The sequence below is a fragment of the Nocardia abscessus genome (genome assembly GCF_015477775.1).
Classification (GTDB): domain Bacteria; phylum Actinomycetota; class Actinomycetes; order Mycobacteriales; family Mycobacteriaceae; genus Nocardia; species Nocardia abscessus_A.
Map to the genome: position 1 here is coordinate 57,170 of NZ_JADLQO010000019.1, position 19,527 is coordinate 76,696.

The window sequence follows — 19,527 nt, forward strand, 5'->3', positions numbered from 1 at the left end:
GGCCGGCACCCCTGGGTCCGGTGAAATCCGGCCGCCCGCGCGTGGCCTGTTACAGAGTTGCACGCGCCAGGCACGACCGGGCACAGCGAAGACTGAGCATGCACATCGTGCGCGGTGGAGGGATCGACAGGGCAACTCGCTCACAACGTCGGCGAGCACGATGCGCACGGTTCTGCGCTTGTTGCGTTAACGGCTGGTGCACGCGGCCGCGAAGCGCCGATTCTGCGCGCGGTCGTGCGCGGCGATATGACGTGGCCGCGCTCGATGGGCGCGACCGGATGCCCGCGGTGTGACCGGTGCGCGCACCATGCGCGATACGAGTCGAGTACTCGACGACACCTTCGGTTCGCGATGGGACTGCGGGGCTGGGCAAGGCCCTTCCGCCGGCTCGATCGAATGTGTAGACGGCGCAGCGGCCTAACTTTCTGAGGTGTATCGAATCTTCTGCCGACCAGTCCAGCCGGTATCGGCCGTGTACGTCCCATACCGCGCTCTGCCCGTATTCGATCGGGTTGCGGCAGCGGCGGCCTCGCGCGGTCATGGCCACGCATTGCTGCACATCCACCACACCGCCGGCACCGAGCAGGCGTCCATCGGCCACGATTACCGTGGCGGGCTTGGACTGTGACGTCGACGGGCTGTGGGCTTCGTTGTTCCGGTCACGGGCGGCGCGAGAGTATTTGACGCCCTGTTTTGCCATCCGAGCGCGGATTCGGGCCTTCCTATTCGACTTACGCGTCTTCTCGATCCGATTCCGGGCAGAGTCCCGCGGCGTCCACGTTCTCGTCGAGGTGTGGATATCGACACGATCCTCCTGCAGGGGCGGACCTTGTCCTCACCGCCGCTGAAGCACGCGGGGCTGTATCGGCTCGGAGTCGGGCCGGGTGCCTACCGATACACGAGAACTAGCACCAGGGATCGCTTCGACGAATCCGCAGCGGCCGCGCTGAATTGCGCCACGGACGGACGGTAGCCCCTCGGTCGACGGGGAGGAGATCGGACCGCCTGTTTCGGCGCAGTGGGCGACGCGGGGGCAGGCAGCGGCGTAAACTGCCGTGTGGCACGGCTACGCGTGCCCGCTCCGAGTCGTGATGGCCCACGTCCGCCACGGCAGCGAAGACAAGGTTCCCACCCGAATCGCGTAGCAGCCGTTCGCCAGGTCGTTCATGTACCCATGGCGGGACTGGACGTGGGACTTCCCGCGAGACGGAGCACATGATGACTCGCAACCGCCGCCGCAAGGCCGCGATCCGCTCCCATCGAACCGAGGCCGGTATCCCTTACATGGTTGCCCGCCGACAACTCGGCGAGCCCAATCCTCCCGTCGCGGCCAACACCGACAAGGTTCCCGCCGGAGTAGAGATCCTTCCCCCTTTCGCCAGCTGGGCCCGTCCGCATTCTTGCCAGTGGTGGGCGGAAACGACAACCCAGCACGGACCATTGATCGCGTTGACCATCAGCCGCGGCCCCGGGTGGTGGAAGTTGGACGATCTGGCCCGCGAGGTCGCTGGAGCGCTGCAGGACCGCCCCACGGAGCAACGAGGTCTGTGGATCTGGATCGACGGTGGCCGGTACGTCGTGACCAAGCGCGAACACCTGGCCGGTATCGCCGCTGCCCTCGACGCCGCCGGCGCGCTGTCGCGGTTGACGGTGCGCGCGGCGCCCGACGGGGCCCACTGCGAACACGCCAGTTGCCGCCGACGCCGGGGCGAACCCCCGATCAAAAGAACGGCAACTCCCGCGACGCCTGCGGCGCGACCCTTAGTGATGTTCGGGCCGATGCTCAGCTTGGCTGAGGTGATGGAGCAGCACCCGCAGCTCGGCTCTTTCGGGATCGGTGTCTACAAGCAGCCCGGGCAGACACCCGCGCAGCGGCAAGCCGAACTCACCGACGAGCGCAAAACGCTTGCTGAGCAGGAGGTCTGGGTGGTCGAAATCGCGACCTGGCTGCGGGCGAACCTCACACCGATCAAGACGCCAACCGTCGGCAGCTACGACATGAAACACATGGTGGAAAAGGCGATCGGCACATACGTGACCAACGGCGAACTCATCGCCGCGGCCCTCATCGCTGGCTACCCCCACCGGTACACAGACGGCCCGAACCTCCAACTCGGAATGCGCTCGCGGGACATGAAACGGATCAGGACAAAGTCGTCACCGAGTCCGGGCCGCGATGTCCTCAAAAACAGCGTGTCGCGCAACCCACAGGGCCGGTAGCCGAGGGCATTTCTGCGCACCTCGCCAGCGCCAGCGCAGACAAGAAGTCCTTCGATCATGGCCCGGGCGACCGCATCCGGCCACGATTCGCTCCACACCACGCGACAGTCCTGCCGCTTCCCCGATTCAGGCGCGTGCAGCTGCTGCACTCGCCAGAGCGGCCGGGATTCGCTGCGGCGGCGACTCGCGGTTGAATCAGAGGATGGTGGATTCTGCGGTCGTAGCCGTTCTCGCACCGTTCCAGCGTTCTGGGCGGATCGACTTCGCGGCGTTGACCGACTACTTGGAATTGCTCGCTTCCGCAGGGGTCGGAACGATCTTGGTGAACGGGACGAGTGGGGAGTTCGCCGGCCTCACCGCCGGTGAGCGGCGTTCGGTCGTCGAGCACTGCCGCGGCGAGTGGGCGGGCACGGTGATCGCGCATGCCGGGGCCGCGGTGGTAGAGGATGTTCGCGCGGCGGCGCGGCATGCCCAGGAGCACGCCGACGCGGGGCGGCCGGTCGCCAACTGTGGCTGTCGAACCCACTGCTGGGGCGTCCGATGATCCGGCGGCCCGAAGGGTAGTTGGCGCCGATGCCGCCACCGGTTGCAGGGTGATTGCCCGCTACGGACCCGCGGCAGCGCCCCACAGCCGAGGCGGTGTATAGATCGCCGGACACGTCCGGGCAGAACCACTCGACTGAGGTTGGTGTGGCGTAGTGTTCCGCGCGACTACCGAGCATCCCAGGAGTTGCATGCGATGGCAGACCGCCACTTGATCGATGTCCATGTCTTGCTTGTCGAGGACAATCGCTTACTGCTGACGCAGCGTGCCGGCAGTGACGTGTTCGCGGGCCGTTGGCATTTGCCGTCGGGCAAGCTCGACGGGGGAGAGCCGATCACGGCGGCTGCAGCGCGTGAGGCCTTCGAAGAAGTCGGTGTGACGATCGACCCGGCGGATCTATGTCCGGTTCACATTGTGCATGTGGCTGGTTCGGGCCCGGAGCCGAGGTTGGGTGTGTTCTTGCGCGCGGAGCGGTGGTCGGGGCAGCCGGTGAACCGGGAGCCGGAGAAGTGTTCGGCGGTGGCCTGGTTCCGGCTCGATGACCTGCCTGATGACATCATCGAGTACCCCGAGATCGGGATTCGGGCATTTCTCGACGGTGCGAGGGCGTCGTTCAGTGAGCACGGGTGGCCAGTCCTGACCACCGTGTAGCTCATCAGTGGGTGCGTGTGTATTGTGCGCGGCTGAGTTCGGTGAGTTTGTCACGCACGTAATCGATCGGTGCTTCCGATAGCTGGATTCCGACGGAGAAGTTGAACTCGTCGCGCCCGTACATGGTTTCGTCGACGCCGCCCGCGGTGAGGTCGACGGGGGTGTAGTCGAGGAGTTGCTCAGGGGCGTAGCGGCCGGTCGCCATGAGCCGGGACCATTCCGGGGTGCCGGGGTAGGGCCGGAACTCGAACACACTGGCTCGAAACGATCCGGGTAGCTGGTCGGTGGCGTTCCACAATTGGTGGATCAGGGCTTCGGTGTCGTTGATCTCCTGTGTCGTCTCGCCGGGGAAGCCGAGGATGAAGTAGCCCTTGACGTTGATGCCGCGCTCGAGCAGCCGCCGCACGACGCGGGAGGCCATGGCGGGTGTGATGCGTTTGTCGATGTAGTTCAGCACGCGTTCGTTGCCGCTTTCGATGCCGAGCGCGACTTCTCGTAGCCCGTTGGCCGCCAACACGTCGAGCATCGCGTCGGTGGTGTGGTCGAGGACGTTGATGCGGCCGGTGGCGTCCCAGCATGCCCAGTCCCCGACCCGTTCGCGGGTGAAGGCGTCCATCATTGTTTTGATGACCTTTTTCCAGCCGAGGAACAGGTCGTCGACGAACCGGAACGCCCGCACGTCGAGCTGGTCACGCAGCAGGGTCATTTCCTCGATGATGTCGTGGGGTTGGCGGACTCGGATGGTGGTGTCGGGGTTGGCGCTGACCGCGGCGCCGCAGAACGAGCAGTTGTAGGGGCAGCCGCGGGCGCCGACCATGTTGGCCTCCCAGCGCCCGGTCTCGAAGTGCGGGTCCTGGCACAGGTAGGTTCGGTCGACGAACGGCAGCGTGTCGATATCCGGCGCGAGGTGGTGGTGCTCGCCCGGGATGCCGCCGGTGACCGGTGTTTTCAGGATCGGGTCCAGCCACATCACCCCGGGCAGCCGTGCTCGGTTGCGGTGATCGTCGAGCAGTTCGACTACGCGCGTTTCGGCTTCCCCGATCACCAGGGCGGCGCAGCGGCGCATCCGGGGGTCGGTGAGTATCGGTGTCGGCATCGCCTTGGCTTGGTGACCGCCGAGCATGAGAAGTATGTCGGGATCCAGGCCTGCGGCGATGGTCGCGGAGATCGTGTAGGTCGGCGCGAGCAAGTTGAAGCCGGCCCAGCGCGGTCGTGCGGTGTTGACTAGCGCGATCGTGTTCTCGATGCCGAGGCCGTGGGCTTCGGCATCGAGAACTCCGACGTTGTAGCCGTGCTGGGCGGCGTAGGTGGCGATGTAGCCCATGCCGAGCACGGGCAGGGTGAAGTCGTTGACTCGGGGCCGCATCGCGTAGTCGCGCAGGGGCGCGTTCACCAGCAGCAGATCGATCCGGTGTCGCGGGTCGTAGCCGGCGATCAGGTCAGCAGACGCCTGCGCGTTGGAGTGTTTTTCCATTGTTGATCCCCCATGCCAGTGTGAGAAGAGTCCACGCGGACAGCTGATCTCCGGCCAGCTCCTCCCACGCGGCCTTGAAGGCCCGCGCCCCTTGTGGCCATTGCCGGTCGGGATTGAGCCGCCGGGCGGCGGGCTGAACGGCGATGTCGGAGTAGTCGTAGAAGGAGAAGTCGTTGGTGTAGTCCGCGACCGCGGTCCGCGCAGTCCATCCACCGACGCGGTCTATGGTTTGCAGCGTGGTGACCAGCTCAGCGGGCGGCAGCTTCTCCCACCGCGATCCCTGGGCCAGAAACGCGCGGGCGGCCGCGCGCAGAGCACACTTGGGGAACGCGGCGCCGACCTGCCGGAATTGTTCATCGGACAGGTCGAGGATGCGCTCGGGTGAGGGGAACAGCGACGCTGTGAGTCCGTCCCGGCTGACTGGCTCGCCGTAGGCGGTGCAGAACCGTATGTACCGTGTGCGGGCATGACCGGCTTGGATCACCTGCCGCATGAGCGCCGCTGACAGCGCGTCCCACAGCGACGGATTGGCCACCCGCGCCACGGGGCCAGCGGCTTTGAGCGGCTCGACGAGGTCGGCGGGCCCGGCCAAGCACAGGGAAGGAACGACAGTGTCCATGCGGTATTCCCCGCCGCCCATACTGATCATGTAGTCGCCGGTGTCATCGCAGGCGACAGTGATCAACGCAGCCGATCCTCGGGCGGCGAGGGCCCGGTAGGCGATCCCGTCGTCGGTTCGCAGCCATCCGGGATGGTCGGTCATGATCATGCAGTTGTCCCTTCGTTCGTCTGCTCGTCCAGCAGGGCCACGACCAGGTCGGCGACGATAGCCGCGATCTGGTGCGGCCTGAGGTCGGTGCAGTCGATGACATGCACCGGCCATCCACGTGCGCGTAAGTTCCGCGCGAGGTCATCGAACATCTTCACCTGCTCGGCGGTGCTGCGCACTGGATCGCGTTCGAACCGGTCGTGCGCGCCGCGCGCAGTCAGACGGCTGGAGATGGTAGCGGGGTCGGCGCGCAGGAACACCGCCACATCCGGCACCCGCACACCTTCATTGAGCTGCCACACCTTTTCAGCGGGCACACCGTCGAGGACTTGCAGCACCAGACTCGAGGGCAGATGCCGGTCGCACACCACGACCTTGCCCGCTGCTAGTTGAGGGTCGATCTCTGTGGCCTGTTGGTGATGCCGGTCCGCGGCGACCAGGCAGGCGAGCGTCATTCCGGTGTAGGTGTCGGCGTGAGCGCGAACGTAGGAGCCGAGCGCGGTGGTGCTCGGCTGGCGCGCGGAGTAGACCGAGATACCCGAGCTTTGCAGGTGATCGACGGTGGCGTTGGCCGTGGTGGACTTGCCGACTCCGCCGGCTCCGTCGAAGGTCACCAACCGTCCCGCCATCCGCTGCTCCTTCATCGCCGCACCGCACCCGGGCGCTGGCGCGGATATGGCTTGCCTCCGGCGTTCCCCGGGTGCTCGGGCAAGTCGTTCACCTTCGCCGGGACTGCGTCATTCCGCCCGGGAACGCGGCATCGGAACCGGCGAAGGGGAGTAGTTGTTCGTAACCTGCTGTCAGGGAGGGCCTGTCCACCGGTCATGGCCGCGACCTTTCACGTGGAATGGGCAAGCGCGCCAACTGCTTTCCCAACCACAGATCTACGTCGTTCACTTGCATTGTGATCCATCGCCGATGGCCGTTGGCGGGATCGATGTTGATCTGCCCGGAATCGTTGACGACCACCTGTCGTCGCGTGAACTCGGCTGACGGCATCAGTAATCCTGCGGCGGTCGTCGCGACCGGCAGTGCGGAGCAGACCGGGTTGGCAGGCCAGCGGTCGAGATACGCTTCGAGTTCCGAGGCGACCGGTGCGCAGCAGGCGGCCGCCCAAAGCTTCTGGTGCACGGTGATCGTCGCGTCGGTTACCGTCTCCGAGCGCACCAGCAGCAGATCCTCCACGGTCTCGATGACCTTCGCGGCGCCGACAGGGTCGCGAGCAAATCCGTTGTCGGACTGCGTGACAGCGAGACGTTCGCGGACCTGCATGTCTTCGTTCAGCACGTGAGCGAGCGTGGTGGGGCAGCCTGTGCCGATCCAGCGAACAGCGGCAGATGTGCTCGCGCACATCTTTCGAACCGCGGCGAGCACATCAGCGCTCGGGCCCTCGATGGGCGGGGCTGGCCTGCCGTCATTATCGAACGCGCGGTGTAGTTTTCGTCGCTGGGCCTGCGCGACGACGGGCACGTCGTCGCGCCCGGCCAGGTCCAGGACGTAGCGGGCGTATCGCGTGGCGTGGTCGTCGGCGTCGTTGGTCACGACCAGTGCCAAATCATCCGAAGCAGCGGCGCACAGCAGCGCGAGCAAGTGGCCGGGGTCACTGGCGAACGGCGTCTCGAGGATGACCGGGGTCTTCGCGAGTGTGCGCGGCGGGGGTCCGGCAGCGCGTAGCTTCGCGGCGATCCCATCCCAACGATAGGTCTCGGCGCGGTCGAGCTGTTCGCGGTACTGCGCGTCGGTCTCGTCGCAATCGTCATCGTCGATCTCACCCACCGTCGAGGTCCTTCACATCCGGCCGGCGCGAAGGGGGCGTCGGTGCGGTGCTGGGTCACCGACCGCCGCCACGGTGTTTGGGGCTCCGGCGATGGACCACAGTCCTGTCTCCAACGGGGGCGATGGGGGGAAGGTGACCGGCAGTGCGGCCAGGGCCCGGTGAAACGGGCCGGTTCGCCAGCGCAGTTCGTTGGCAGCGACAGCCAGTCGCATCTCGGGCAGTGCGTCAAGCAGCTGATCGATGCTGTGCTGTACGACGAGATACGCCACGGACTTCGCGGGGCAGATGTGTGGTCCAGCGCCCCACGCCAGATGGGAGCGATTGCCGGTGCGGTCACCGCCGCGTGTCGCCAGGTCGTCGTTGCAGCCGGCGAGGCTGATGATGACCGGTTGGTGGGCGGGCAGCCACGTGCCATCGAGCATCATCGGCTGCAGCGGGTACCGGATGGCGAAGTTGGCCATCGGCGGGTCGGCGAACAAGACCTCGTCCAAGGCGTCTCGTGTCGACAAGCTCCCGTCGTGGAGGCCGCCATGGAACCGCTCGTCGGTGAGCGCCAGCAGCACGGTGTTCGCGATCAGGTTTCGTTGCGGTTCGAATCCGGCGCCGTAGAGGCTCATCAGCTGGGCGAACATCTCCTCGTCGTCGAGCCCGGCTGGGTGGCTGGCCAGCCGTGAGGTGATGTCATCGCCCGGGGCGGCGCGCTTGAGCCGGATCAGCGTCATCAGCGCTTCGCGCAGCATCGCCATGCCGCGGGCGGCGTCGCCGCCGGAATCGAAGCGCAGCGCCATCCCGGTCGCGACACAGTCACCGATGTGTGGTGGGCAGCCGATCAGCTGGTTGAGGGCCTCGAGCACAAGCTTGGAGGCGTACTGCTCGAGCAGGTCAGCGTGGCCGTGCTCGCAGAAGGAGTTGATCAGCGGAACAGCGATCTGTTCGACAGAAGCGGGAATGTCGAACAGATCGATCCCGGCAAGAACGTCGGCTGAGGCCTTCCGAAGGCGCTTGTGGGCGTCTGCGTCGTTGAACCTGGCGGCGTCCTGATACCGCATCATGGCCAGCACCGGCGAGTCCGCGGGCACGCTCTGCTGCCAGATGCTCGGATTGGATCCGAAGTGGGCAGTGTCATGAAGGATCGAAACCCCGGTCTCGTGGCGTAGGACGAGCGTGGCGGGAACCCCTGCAGCCAGCTCGACCGGCGCCAGCGCCCCGAACCTCTCGCGCAGGTCGCGATAGAAGCGGTGCGGATCGGCTGCGTAGTCCGGGCCGTACAGCGGAATGCGCGGGTCACTGGTAGGGAAAGGGGATCCGTGCGAGACCGGGCACATCCCCGTGGTCGTGGAAGGCGAGCTCGCTGGTGTGGGTGGGGTGGTCATCGTTGCGACTCCGAATGAGAGGTTGAGCAGGACAAGCAGGTCCGATAGAGGCGGGTCGGACACGGGCGTGCGGCGAAGCAGGGTGACGATTTCGGTAGTGCCGAGCGCTCGAATCAGGTCCGAGGGCCGCGAAACGGCTCGCCTAGAGTTCGGTGCACCGGCACCGCGCACTTTGGGTGGTCGGGATCAGGTCAAGACAGTGCCGAGCTGGTTGAGTAGTGCGTCGTGCTCGATGTGTAGGCATCGCGTGTCGACATGGCGGTCGGAGCGCAGCAGGCACAGGGAGTTGCGGCCGCGGACACCGTAGACCTCGTGGAAGTCTGTTGATTCGGCCATGAGGGCGTTGACTGGTGCGAGAGTGTGGACGCCCGGCGGAGTGACCAGCGTGAACCGCACCCGTTGTCCGAAACGGCTTTCGACCTTGCGCGCGAGCGTTGTCCACGCCGCGGCCGAGTCGGGTTCGTTCTGGACACCGAGCAAGGTGTAGTAGTGGTCTGTCTGATCATGCACGCGCTGATTGCGTGTGATGGCTATGTTGGGGGCGCGGTCACCGGCGGCCAGGCCGTCCAGTGCCGTGAGCCCGGGGATCCGCCCCGCGGTGCCTCGATAGTTGAGGCGATGTCCTGAGATCAGCCCCACTGCGTCGTCGTTCAGTTCGGCTGCTGTGGCGACCCGCTGCTCGAGCGGTGTGCGAGGGTCCATGATCACGCCATGGATGCGGCGGGCGATGTCGCCGGCCTGGACCGCGGCCTGGCGGCGTTCCGGCTCGTAGGAATGAAGGAGCGAGGGATTGGCGAGTCCTTGCACGACCATTGCCAGTTTCGCTGCGAGGTTGATCGCGTCCTGGAGGGCCAGATTCAATCCCATCCCGCCAGCGATGGTTTGGGTATGAGCAGAATCACCGCACAGGATGACGTGGCCGCCAGGATGGACGAAACGAGTTGCCAGGCGCTGCCCGAGTGTGAATTGTGTTGGCGTCGACTTCGGTTCGCCGACGATGACCGCACCGCCGAAGTGCACGTCGAGTGCCGTCTGAAACAGCGCATGCGGGTTATTGGTTCGGGGACCGCCGCTGCCGAGCTCGCCAACGATGACGCGGAAGAGCGGAGCCTTCGGATCACTGGGCAGGGCGGCGAGGAATATCAGACGTTGATCGCAGATCAAGTAGTGCAGACGGTCGCGGGGGAGGGGAAGCCCCCAAACCACGGTGTCGGTCATGCACAGATCGTTGTCGTAGGACGTGCCGACGAACTCGATGCCCAATTGGCTGCGCACGGTGCTGTATACGCCATCGCAGCCCACCAGCCACTCAGGACGGATTACCTCCACCTCACCGCAAGGCTTGACCAACGTCGCGGTTACGCGGCCGTATTCATCGCAGGTGAGTTTCCGCAGTTCGGTTCCCCAGAGAATCTCGCAGCCGAGTGATTCGAGGCGCTCGCGAAGGATGCGTTCGGTTTCGCGCTGGGGGATGTTGAGGATTTCGGAGTAGTTGGTCGGGTATGTGGGTGGTTTCAACCGCGTGAAGTCCAGCCGCGGACCGGCTTGCCCGCCATCGACAGCCTTCGCCTGCTTGAAGTGGTAGTCCATCGAGTAGCTGGGGATGCCGGCCGCATCGACGTCACTGGCAAGCCCGACCGCTTCGAGGTCTTCACGTGTAGAGGAATGCAGCGTGATGGCAGCCGAATTCGATGCCGGGCCGCGCCGCTTGTCGATCACCAGACAAGGGACGCCCCACCGCCACAGCTCCAAGGCGGTCATCAATCCGGCAGCGCCAGCGCCCACAACGACAACTCGATGGTCCGACGCAGAAATGACAGACATGAATAACTCCTGATCCAGCCTTAACGACCACCGAATAGGCCTCGATTCGGCGTAGTCCAGCAACAGCACGAATAGGCACATGACTGCGCAACTCCGGTGCGCAACAGAAACTCTGGGGTAGGCGCCCAGCAGTGCGGGGTAAGGTGTCAGCGCCTGAACCGCCGGATGAGCTGGCGGTCTGACACCCTACTTTCCGGACCGCATCAACGACCGCGAGCAAAGTATCCGGCGCGTCTCTTTTCGTAGCGTTCGCTCACGGTCACAGCTGTGGTTCGAATGACTCGACTCGACCATAATGGTGATCACGCCTTTCTATAACTATTCGCACGCTATCTACGACGCTCGCGAAAGTCTTGAAGTCTTTGGCGGTCGTCCATCGCTCTACGGTTTGCGCGCTACTGCGCCGTAAGCGGAGATCGGCCGGACCTCACCGACCTCGGTGTCGCCTGCACGCCACTGCGTGATCGACACGAAACCCGGTTCCACCATCTGCAGGCCGTCGAAGGCGCTGCGGAGCTGAGCCTGGGGCCTGGGGAAGTAGGGCACACCGCCGGTGCCGGTGTAGTTCTCGCACAGGGTGACATAGGACTTGCTGTCGTCGGTGCCGTCCCACATCACCAGGTAGCTGCCCGACGGCACCGCATCCAGCACTGTGTGCACGATGCGCAGCAGATCGTCGTAGGTCTTGGCATGGCCGAGCACGCCCATGAACATCACGGCGACGGGCTCGTTGAAGTTGAGGACGTTCTTGGCGTCGGCGATGATCCGCTCGGGGTCGTGGTAGTCGGCGTCGATGTAGGTGGTGACGCCTTCGGGTGTGGTGGAGGTGTGCAGCGCCCGCGCGTGCGTGAGCACAAGGGGGTCGTTGTCCACGTAGACGATCCGGGACTCGGGCGCGACGGTCTGGGCGACCTCGTGGGTGTTCTGCATGGTGGGCAGGCCGGTGCCGATATCGAGGAACTGGCGGATGCCCACCTCGCCGGCGAGGTAACGCACGGCGCGGATGAGGAACTGGCGCGACTGCACCGCCATGGTGGTGATGTCCGGATCGACCTCGATGCCGGCGTCGCCTGCGATGCGGTCGATCTCGTAGTAGTCCTTACCGCCCATCCAGTAGTTCCAGATCCGCGCGGAGTGGGGGATGTCGGTCCGGATGAGGGGGCTGTGGTCTTCGGGCATAGAGGTGGGCTCCTGAACAGACGTTGTGGTAAGGGGATCCCGCTGGCGGCAGTGCCTCGTAGCAGGGGAGTCAGCGACGTAGAAGGTGTGTCACGTTGCCGTTTCGGAAAGGCTTGCGGCCGACGCCGCCAAGCAGTAGACGTTCCTCGGTCAGCCGCGGGCGTATCGCGGGGCCCATCGGCCACCAGTCGTCGAGTTCGACCAAGCCGGGCTCGATCAGTTCCAGATCACCGAAGTACGAGGCGATCTGCCCGCGGGTGCGGTACCAGCCGGAGCCCAGACCCATTTCGATGAAACGCCGTTCCAGCTCACGCGCCATCTCGTGTGCTTCATCGCAGTCATCGGGGTCGTAGAAGTGTGTAATGGCGACGTAGGAGCCTGCGGGCAGCGCGTCGATGTACTGACGCATGATCCCGGCCGGATCGAGATCGTCGTCGACGTGATGCAGGATGCCGCACAGGATCAGCGCCAGCGGCCTGGTGAGATCGAGATGCTGGACGATCTCGTCGTGCGACAGCAAGGTCTTCGGCATGGTGAGATCCGCGGGGCACGAAGCGGGTGTGTTCATTACGCTCGAGCAGTACACGGCCGTGGACGTGACACACCGGGTCGTTGTCGACGTAAACGACGCGCGCGGTGGGATTCTGCTGTTGGGCGATCTCATGGGTATTGCCGACGGTCGGCAGCCCCGCGCCGATGTCGAGGAACTGGTCGATGCCGGCGGTCCCGGCCAGATAGCGCACCACGCGGTGCAGCCAGCGGCGATTCATGCGGGCCACATCGCTCTGCCGCGGCGCGACTTCGGCGACTTTGTCGCGCACGTAGCGGTCGACTTCGTAGTTGTCCTTGCCACCGAGGGTGGCGTCGTAGACGCGGGCGATGCTCGCGCGTGTCGTGTCCACGCCTACCGGCACGCGCACACCGGTTTGAGGAGGCGAATCGATCGTCAAAGCTGCTCCTGAACGGGGATCGCGAGCAGTGCGACGGCTAATCGGCGGCATCGCGAAATGAGTGGGACGACAACGTGCCGAGTGGGCGCGTCTCGCGGTGCGCCGCACGGCCTCGCGTAGTGGGGGTAGGGCTCTCGGCGAGCCGGTGGCTGCGTGGGGTGACGAGCGAGTTCGGTAGATGTGCGAGGCTGTTGTGGCGTAGCACCGTGCCTTGCCATCTCTGCAATCCGGGCTTGGAGTCGCTGTGTGGTGTCAGCATCCACTCGGTAATGCCGGTGTTTGCAGTCCGCCGTGTCTGTGCAATGGAAGGCGAGTCGCCGTAGTAGAGCTGGAAGCTCGCCGAGATTGTGTCCTCGTCGCAGACGACAAGCACAGTGTCGCCGACGTGTCGGCCCAGGATGTCGCCGAGTTCGCGGCCCACGGTGGCGGTCAGCGTCGTCCACGAGTCCGCTCCTGGGGCAAGGGGGCGGTCGGGCGTCTGTTCGAGGGGTGGATCGAATGCCGCGAGAACGTCGTCGACCAGAGCACCGTCGGCAGCTCCATAGTTGCGGCATCGGAGGGCGGGCGTTGTCGGTGGCCGCCCGAGGCGCGCCGACACTATGTTGGCTGTGTCTTCGGCTCGAGCGACATCGGTGTGGTAGATCGCCGCAGGAATGAGCTGCTCGTGTGCGAGTCGGTCACCGAGCAATCGGGTCTGCTGATGGCCCGTACTGTCGAGACCGCGGCATCGCTGAGGGCCCATGTACTCGTTGCGGTCGTCGGCAGGTGAATGGCCGGCGCGAACGAGGAGCATTCGCACGGTGAGCGTGCGTGTGCCGTTGGGTGCCAACGTGACTCACTTCCTTCTACCTGTCGCGGTTCTGGGTGTCTCGACGGTATGGGGCGTGGGTGAGCGGCCACCATGAAAGTGCCAGAAAGTGCCAGACTGGTTGACCTGCAACTTGTTGGGCTGCAACGATTCGACCGTTCCCACACTCAACTGCAAAGGTGGTGTACTGCATGAAAGTACGGTTTATCGGTGGCGAGTCCGGTGGCGACGGCTCGCCTCGGCTGTATGCCAGCGACCGGGAAACCCTGGTGGTGCAAGGATGGAGGACCGACAGCGATGATCGAATCGAGATCCCTCATCGCCTGCTCGCCTACAGCGAGCCAGGCACCTGTCTGGTCGGACTGACCGACACTGGGCATGGAACCTTCATCCTGTCCGGCGAGCCGGTCGTCGACCCCGAGGCATTGGAGCAGATGAAAATTCCCGCTCACGAGACCGCAGTAGAGATTCCCATCGGACAGGAGGTGCGCCCGGATGCGGCTACTGCTGGGTGCTGAACCATTCCGCGCGGTCCTGGCGACGGCAAAGCAACGCGCGTTCCATCTGGAAACCAGGGACGACTACCTGACAGAGAACGAGGAACCGTCCCTGGCGGCGTTCCGTGAAGACGAGACGACCGACCCGGGCGGCGAGTGGTTCACCGGATGGCAAGAGCAGGTCACCGCCGCGGTCGCACGTGGTGTGGTGATGCAACGAGCCCGAATCGTGTCCGAACCACACACCCTTTACACGAGGTATCTGCTGGCGCTGACGCGCCACAATGTCGCGGCAGGCGAAGACGTACGGTACTTGCCGCGGCGCGACGCAGATCCTGCCGACGCCGCGGCCGACGACTTCTGGCTCATCGATGACGACCTCGTCGCCTACAGCCTGTTCGACGAACGCGGCTACTGGGTTGGTGCCGCCTCGACCGACGATCCCGTCATCGTCTCCTACGCCGCCGAGGTTCGAGACCGCGTGTGGTCGGCCTCCACTCCCTACGCTGAGTACCTGCAACGCCGGTGAACGACGTCGCCCGTGGCAGGCAGGCGCTCGGAGCGCGACTGCGTGAGCTTCGCAAGGACGCAGGCCTGAACGGGCGGCAACTCAGCGCGGCCGCGGGTTGGCACTGGTCGAAGGTCTCTCGGTACGAGACAGGTGAACGGACTCCCAGCGAGTCCGACCTCGCGGACTGGTGCCGGATCTGCGGCGCAGAATATGCACTCCCAGACCTCGTGGCGTCACTGCGCAATCTTCGGGCGCAGTGGTTGGAATGGAAGCGCGTGACCGCCGGCGGACATGCCCGTCGACAACGTCGCGGCGTGAAACTGGACACTGATGCGCATGCGGTGCGCATCTATTCCGCGGTGCTGGTGTCGGGTTTACTGCAGACCGAGGCATACGCACGCGCGGTTCTATCCACTTGTATCGGGTTTCTGGGCACGTTCGACGATCTGGAGGCGGCCGTCGCCGCACGGATGGAGCGAGGCAGAGCACTGCGCCGGGGTCGCACGAAGTTCTCGGTCTTGCTTCACGAACCGGTTCTCTACACCCAAGTTGGTGACGAGGAGACCCGCGACGGGCAACTGCGGCACCTGCTCGAGATCGGATTCGGCAACCCGCGCCTCGTGGTTGGCGTCGTTCCCACCGATTACCGATTCGTCTACACCACGACAAGTTTCGCGCTATACGATGCTCGATTGGCGCTTGTGGAGACATTGAGCGCCGAGCTTTCGGTGACTACCCCCTCTGAGCTCGTATTGTACGAGAAGGCTTGGGACGGTCTTCGCCACCAAGCCGCATATGGAGACGACGCGCGGGAGCTCATCAGCCGAGCACGGCGGCGCGGAATGACTCAATGATGAGCGAGTGCGCCGACCAGCTGACGCAGAGTGCGCCACCGACACAGCCGACCTCGGCCGAGGAGTACTTGCGAGTTAGAAGTCGAGGGACACGACGTCTCACTTACCCGAGCACCAGCGGGCTCGTCCCGCCGAGTCATGGTTCGGCGGCTACCGCTGGAGGAGGCGGTGGGACACCTACCCGATGATCATGAAGACGACTCGGTCGTCGTGGACGAGTTGCTGCCATTCTCGTGTTGGGCTGGGGGAGCGGCCGAGGATGTCGAGTCCGTCTATTCCGGCGTTGAGGACTCGATGCATCGTCTCCTCGGCCGTGAAGTAGTTGCCTTGCATGGTGCGGCAGTGTGTGCAGTGGATGGCGATGGTGGTTGCTTGCAGGGTTCGGCTGTAGGCGGGGCGGATGGTGGCGGTGATGTCGCGACGACCGATGGTGGCGAGCAGGCGGGCTGCGACGGTCATCGCTGTCCCCGCTTCGTCCTCGGTGGTGATCAGCTTTCGGTAGCCGATGCCGGGCCGGTAGGGAAACAGCCCGGCGACGCAGGTAACTTCGGCGCCGCAGCGCCAGCATTCGCGGGGGAAGCCGAGGACGGCGATTGTGATGACCTGCGCCGCAAAAGGGGTCGAGGGACGAATTTCGGCGTGCGGGTTGTGGTTTAGGGCCAGGCAGGTCATGCACCAGAGGATGGGGCCGTCGAGCGGGTCGTTGCGGAGGATGCCGCCGTCGGGAAGTACGAGCACGGAACATTGTGAGCATTCGGCGGCGTAGCGGTTGCGTGCCGCGAACCGGCCGGCCATCGCGTGTTGTTCACTCATCGCTGCGGACTCCTCCCTGCGTTGCCCCTGCACATCCACAGATGCCCCGTGCGCGCTGCGAGTCGGTCACGATCGGCCATCTCTGCCGGCGGCGTGGTCCGGCCGGGCGTCTGCTGTCGCGGTCCGGTCTCTTGTCGATGGCGCAACTGGTGCAGCGGGAGGCGAGCCGTGAGGTCGGCGTCGCGGATCCCACGACATCGCCGCGGCGGCGCCCGCCAGAAGAGCGAGCATGATGACGACGATCACGCACCCAATCAGCATGGTTCGCTGCACTCCCCCTTGCGTTGGCCCACCCCTGACGTCGTCTCTGACATCCGCAGGGAGACAGCCGTTTTCGAGTCATGGGAATCGTAGGCTTTGGATGGCCGCCAGCGCGATACCGCCACGCCGCTACCGGAGGGGTCCCGCGAGGCGGCTCCGTGAGAGATTCGTGGCCGCGGAGCCGATGGTGTGGTTCGAGTCAGTTGCTTGCAGGTGAGCTGAGCTACTCGGGGAACGGAGCAGTGCGAACCATCAGATCGAATCCGAACCTGTTGAGCAGAGCGGTTCGCCCGTCGGGGACAGCGGCGACCTCGCGGGCGACGGCGTCGATGACGACGCGCTTGAAGTCCAACCGCGGATGACGTGTGATGACCTCTGCGACCCACTGTGGGTCGAGTTCTTGCAACCGATTACCGAACAGATCGACACCGGCGCCGGCGGACAGGGCCCCGGCCAGGTCGGAGAGTTCGGAGTCGACTCCCAGGGTCATGTGTCCGGCGATGCCGTCGCGGACGAGGGCGAGGCGATCGTCCGGCATGCCGAGTTCGGCGAGGAGTCGGGCGGCGTGCTCGGCGCCGCGGATCGCGAAGCAGCGGTTCGGGTGTGGATGTTCCAGCTCGATGTCGTGCAGCATCGAAGCGGTGAAGAACAGTTCGTCGTCGAGTTCAGCGTGGTGTGCCTGCGCCAGCGTCTTGCCGAATGCCCAGACACGGTAGGAATGTTCGAGCATGCTGGGGCTGAGCACGCTACGGGCCTCTCGCTCGGCCGCCACCGCCACGGAGGTGTCGGGCGGCCGCAGCGCCGCCTCATCGAGCCGCGTCGCGGGTACTCGGACCCCGAAGAACGACGCGACGCGGCCACCCAGCAGTGTCGGCATCGTGAACAGCAGAATTCCGATCAATTGATTCATCTGCCGCCGGGTCAAATTTCCTCCACTGGTGACAGCCCAGTTCCAATCGAATCCCTCTGGGGGTGCCATCGCACACCTCGATTTCGTGATAGCAACGGAATATGGGCGTGCTCGAAAACGGCGCTCGACCGGTCCGCTGAATGTGATATGCCTCCATAACAGAATTGATATCGACGGCGTCCCGCGTCAAGAGAAGAAGCCGCCCCACTTTGTACGAACGCGACCACGCAGATACCCATAGTGGGTGCAAGACAGGCGATGGCTGCGAGACCGTCCTCGTGGATGACTGCTGCTGTTCGATAGGGACTCTGCGCAACGGCGTCGTCGGCGCCCTGGCCGGTCCCGCCAGTGCGCGGCTGGTTCTGCCTTTGCGATTAAACGGTGCTCGCGAAGAGGGTGAAACTCCGATCGTGCTCGGTTCGGAGTCGAACAGTCATGCGCCGATTGGGTCACTCACGGGGACGCCCAAGAATTCCTGGCGCATTGCTTGATCCGGACCTGCGCCTTCGCGGCGCGGATTACAATTCTATCCACGATTAGTGCCCATCGGGTGCGCCCGGTTGGGCACTAATCGTTTTCAGTGGCGCATTGTCGGTGGCGGGTGGGATCCTCGACAGGCAGATCGTGCCGGGAGGTGAGTATGGGAAACGCCGTCACCGCGGTGGCAAAGAAGGCGTCGACGAGGAAGTCCGCGCCGCGGTCGCTGTGGGCGCGTGAACAGTTGGATCGGTTCGAGACGTATCTGGCAAGTCGAGACGATCTGTCACAGCGGACTCGGGAGACTTACTGTGAACGAGTCACGGACCTGTTGAGATGGCTGGAGACCCGGGCGGATCGTCAAGAAGCGCTCGATAATCCGGCTGCCCGGGATAGAGTCGCGCTGGCGTACCACGATCATCTGATCACCGAGCGGCGGGTGCTGCCATCGACGGTCAACCTCGCCCGGGCGGCGATCAACACCTTCTATCAGTGGCGCGGCGTGGGGCCGACCACACTCGCGCGGATCAAACACCCACCACGCACAACACGCACACTCGCCGCTGACCAGCAGAGTGCATTACTGCGTGCCGCCGCGGCACGCAGTCACCGCGACCACGCGATCATCGGCCTGCTACTCAACAACGGCCTGTCGCTGTCGGAAGTCCGTCTTGTAGACGTGGACGGGCTGGCACTTCGCGCCGAGTCGGGTCATCTCGAGGTATGTGGGCTCTCCGGCACCACTCGGACGGTTGTCCTGGCGGCGAGCACCCGACGCCTGCTGGAGCTGTGGCTGGCCGAACGTCGCACCATGCTCGGCGCGCTGCGGCCGCGCGCATTGTTCATCTCCGAGCGCCGGCGACGCATCTCCTCAAGCTCGATCGACCGCATCGTGCGCTCCATCGGACGCGAAGCCGGTCTCGAACTCTCACCCGGCACCCTGCGCTACACCTTCGACACCCGCATGCTGGAATCCGGCATCGAACCGTGGATCGTCGCGCAAACCATGGGACTGACCCGCCCGAACCCGCAGCGCCTGCACACACTGCAGCTGCCCCTCGAACCCCGCCTCGCCCGCAAGATCGCCGAAGCAATGGCCGTATCAGACACCGCCCCGCCCGGTCGCAACCAGCATCCAGCGGACACAGCCCCCACGAACGACCAGTTGGCCTTCGACCTGTGATGCTGACCTACCGGATCGTAAGAACGAGCGGCCCCGCGCCGGGTCGCGTGCGAATCTGCACCGCGTCCATCACAGTTACCGATAGCCGAGATGACTGTGGTTTGTGGCTGGCGATGCGATCGATCTCCAGCTGTTCCTGCGGACCGTGGCGGCAGTGATCAGTGATGCCCGACTCGCCGAGGATGTTGCAGCCCGAAACGCATGTCCTGACGCCAGCGGCGGCATTGGTCAGCAGCTGGACAGATTCTTCGGCGTGTCGGCGCGACTGGCCGTGGCGGCTTCAAGAATTCACACTCGCGCTACGAAGCATGTGGCATGACGCTGTTGTGGGTTGGTGAGGGTCGGCCGTCGGTGGCAGGCCCGCTTGCGTGGTGTTCTGCGTTTGTACCGGTGTCGCGGCCCCTATCGCAGCTACGGCAGCCCCGGCGGCTGCTGGCCACTGTCAGGGCCGC

General features: G+C 65.0%; 18 protein-coding genes and 1 pseudogene. 7 read left to right on the plus strand and 12 right to left on the minus strand.

The window, feature by feature from the left end; translation table 11 throughout:
• Positions 1 to 1,482 precede the first annotated feature (1,482 nt).
• From IU450_RS33945 to IU450_RS33955, 3 genes are all read left to right on the plus strand, one after another.
• Entirely contained in the window at positions 1,483 to 2,220 is a 738-nt protein-coding gene (locus tag IU450_RS33945; RefSeq protein ID WP_195153808.1) for a hypothetical protein, read from the plus strand.
• Positions 2,221 to 2,422: 202 nt separating this feature from the next.
• Entirely contained in the window at positions 2,423 to 2,764 is a 342-nt protein-coding gene (locus IU450_RS33950) for a dihydrodipicolinate synthase family protein (RefSeq protein ID WP_195153809.1), read from the plus strand.
• Positions 2,765 to 2,959: 195 nt separating this feature from the next.
• A complete protein-coding gene (locus tag IU450_RS33955) occupies positions 2,960 to 3,415 on the plus strand; it encodes an NUDIX domain-containing protein (protein ID WP_195153810.1) in 456 nt (151 codons plus the stop codon).
• Between the two features lie 4 nt (positions 3,416 to 3,419).
• Here the strand turns inward: IU450_RS33955 and IU450_RS33960 are convergent, their stop codons facing one another.
• The 10 genes and pseudogenes from IU450_RS33960 to IU450_RS41465 form a co-directional block, all read right to left on the minus strand.
• Positions 3,420 to 4,889 carry a B12-binding domain-containing radical SAM protein gene (locus IU450_RS33960; protein WP_195153811.1) on the minus strand — a complete coding sequence of 490 codons (1,470 nt, stop codon included), beginning with the start codon at positions 4,887 to 4,889 and terminating at the stop codon, positions 3,420 to 3,422.
• Positions 4,855 to 5,658 carry a hypothetical protein gene (locus IU450_RS33965; protein WP_195153812.1) on the minus strand — a complete coding sequence of 268 codons (804 nt, stop codon included), beginning with the start codon at positions 5,656 to 5,658 and terminating at the stop codon, positions 4,855 to 4,857. Before IU450_RS33965 ends, IU450_RS33960 begins: the two co-directional genes overlap by 35 nt.
• Positions 5,655 to 6,287 carry a dTMP kinase gene (gene tmk, locus IU450_RS33970; protein ID WP_228835514.1) on the minus strand — a complete coding sequence of 211 codons (633 nt, stop codon included), beginning with the start codon at positions 6,285 to 6,287 and terminating at the stop codon, positions 5,655 to 5,657. Before tmk ends, IU450_RS33965 begins: the two co-directional genes overlap by 4 nt.
• A gap of 193 nt (positions 6,288 to 6,480) precedes the next feature.
• Positions 6,481 to 7,434: a hypothetical protein gene (locus IU450_RS33975; RefSeq protein ID WP_195153814.1), complete on the minus strand. Its 954-nt coding sequence runs from the start codon at positions 7,432 to 7,434 to the stop codon at positions 6,481 to 6,483.
• Between the two features lie 12 nt (positions 7,435 to 7,446).
• On the minus strand, positions 7,447 to 8,808 hold the full coding sequence (locus tag IU450_RS33980; RefSeq protein ID WP_228835515.1) for a cytochrome P450: 1,362 nt from the start codon (positions 8,806 to 8,808) through the stop codon (positions 7,447 to 7,449).
• A gap of 186 nt (positions 8,809 to 8,994) precedes the next feature.
• Complete coding sequence (locus IU450_RS33985) at positions 8,995 to 10,632, minus strand: FAD-dependent monooxygenase (protein ID WP_195153815.1); 1,638 nt, start codon at positions 10,630 to 10,632, stop codon at positions 8,995 to 8,997.
• 381 nt (positions 10,633 to 11,013) lie between these two features.
• Entirely contained in the window at positions 11,014 to 11,811 is a 798-nt protein-coding gene (locus IU450_RS33990) for an SAM-dependent methyltransferase (RefSeq protein WP_195153816.1), read from the minus strand.
• 70 nt (positions 11,812 to 11,881) lie between these two features.
• Entirely contained in the window at positions 11,882 to 12,343 is a 462-nt protein-coding gene (locus IU450_RS40290; protein WP_228835516.1) for an SAM-dependent methyltransferase, read from the minus strand.
• 70 nt (positions 12,344 to 12,413) lie between these two features.
• A pseudogene (locus IU450_RS40295) lies at positions 12,414 to 12,812 on the minus strand (SAM-dependent methyltransferase); the annotation flags it as partial.
• Positions 12,799 to 13,554 (minus strand): histidine phosphatase family protein, encoded by a 756-nt coding sequence (locus IU450_RS41465; RefSeq protein WP_416382934.1) that lies wholly within the window; start codon positions 13,552 to 13,554, stop codon positions 12,799 to 12,801. The gene IU450_RS41465 and the pseudogene IU450_RS40295, both read right to left, overlap by 14 nt.
• Before the next feature lie 194 nt (positions 13,555 to 13,748).
• Here IU450_RS41465 and IU450_RS34005 point away from each other — a divergent pair, with 194 nt between their 5' ends.
• The 3 genes from IU450_RS34005 to IU450_RS34015 are packed head-to-tail and all read left to right on the plus strand — an operon-like array spanning position 13,749 to position 15,431.
• The gene (locus tag IU450_RS34005) at positions 13,749 to 14,087 is read left to right on the plus strand and encodes a hypothetical protein (RefSeq protein WP_324197925.1); all 339 of its coding nucleotides are present in this window, start codon (positions 13,749 to 13,751) and stop codon (positions 14,085 to 14,087) included.
• A complete protein-coding gene (locus IU450_RS34010) occupies positions 14,065 to 14,595 on the plus strand; it encodes a DUF6879 family protein (RefSeq protein WP_195153818.1) in 531 nt (176 codons plus the stop codon). The genes IU450_RS34005 and IU450_RS34010 overlap by 23 nt, the downstream gene beginning before the upstream one ends.
• The gene (locus IU450_RS34015) at positions 14,592 to 15,431 is read left to right on the plus strand and encodes a helix-turn-helix domain-containing protein (protein WP_195153819.1); all 840 of its coding nucleotides are present in this window, start codon (positions 14,592 to 14,594) and stop codon (positions 15,429 to 15,431) included. The genes IU450_RS34010 and IU450_RS34015 overlap by 4 nt, the downstream gene beginning before the upstream one ends.
• Positions 15,432 to 15,608: 177 nt before the next feature.
• On the opposite strand, the gene IU450_RS34020 is transcribed toward IU450_RS34015, so the two are convergent.
• Positions 15,609 to 16,244: a hypothetical protein gene (locus IU450_RS34020; protein ID WP_195153820.1), complete on the minus strand. Its 636-nt coding sequence runs from the start codon at positions 16,242 to 16,244 to the stop codon at positions 15,609 to 15,611.
• A 484-nt stretch (positions 16,245 to 16,728) separates the two neighbouring features.
• Positions 16,729 to 17,484, minus strand: a complete 756-nt coding sequence (locus IU450_RS34025; RefSeq protein WP_195153821.1) for a phosphohydrolase — start codon at positions 17,482 to 17,484, stop codon at positions 16,729 to 16,731.
• 571 nt (positions 17,485 to 18,055) lie between these two features.
• Between IU450_RS34025 and IU450_RS34030 the strand changes: the two genes are divergently transcribed.
• A complete protein-coding gene (locus tag IU450_RS34030; protein ID WP_195153822.1) occupies positions 18,056 to 19,075 on the plus strand; it encodes a tyrosine-type recombinase/integrase in 1,020 nt (339 codons plus the stop codon).
• The last annotated feature ends 452 nt before the right edge of the window (positions 19,076 to 19,527 follow it).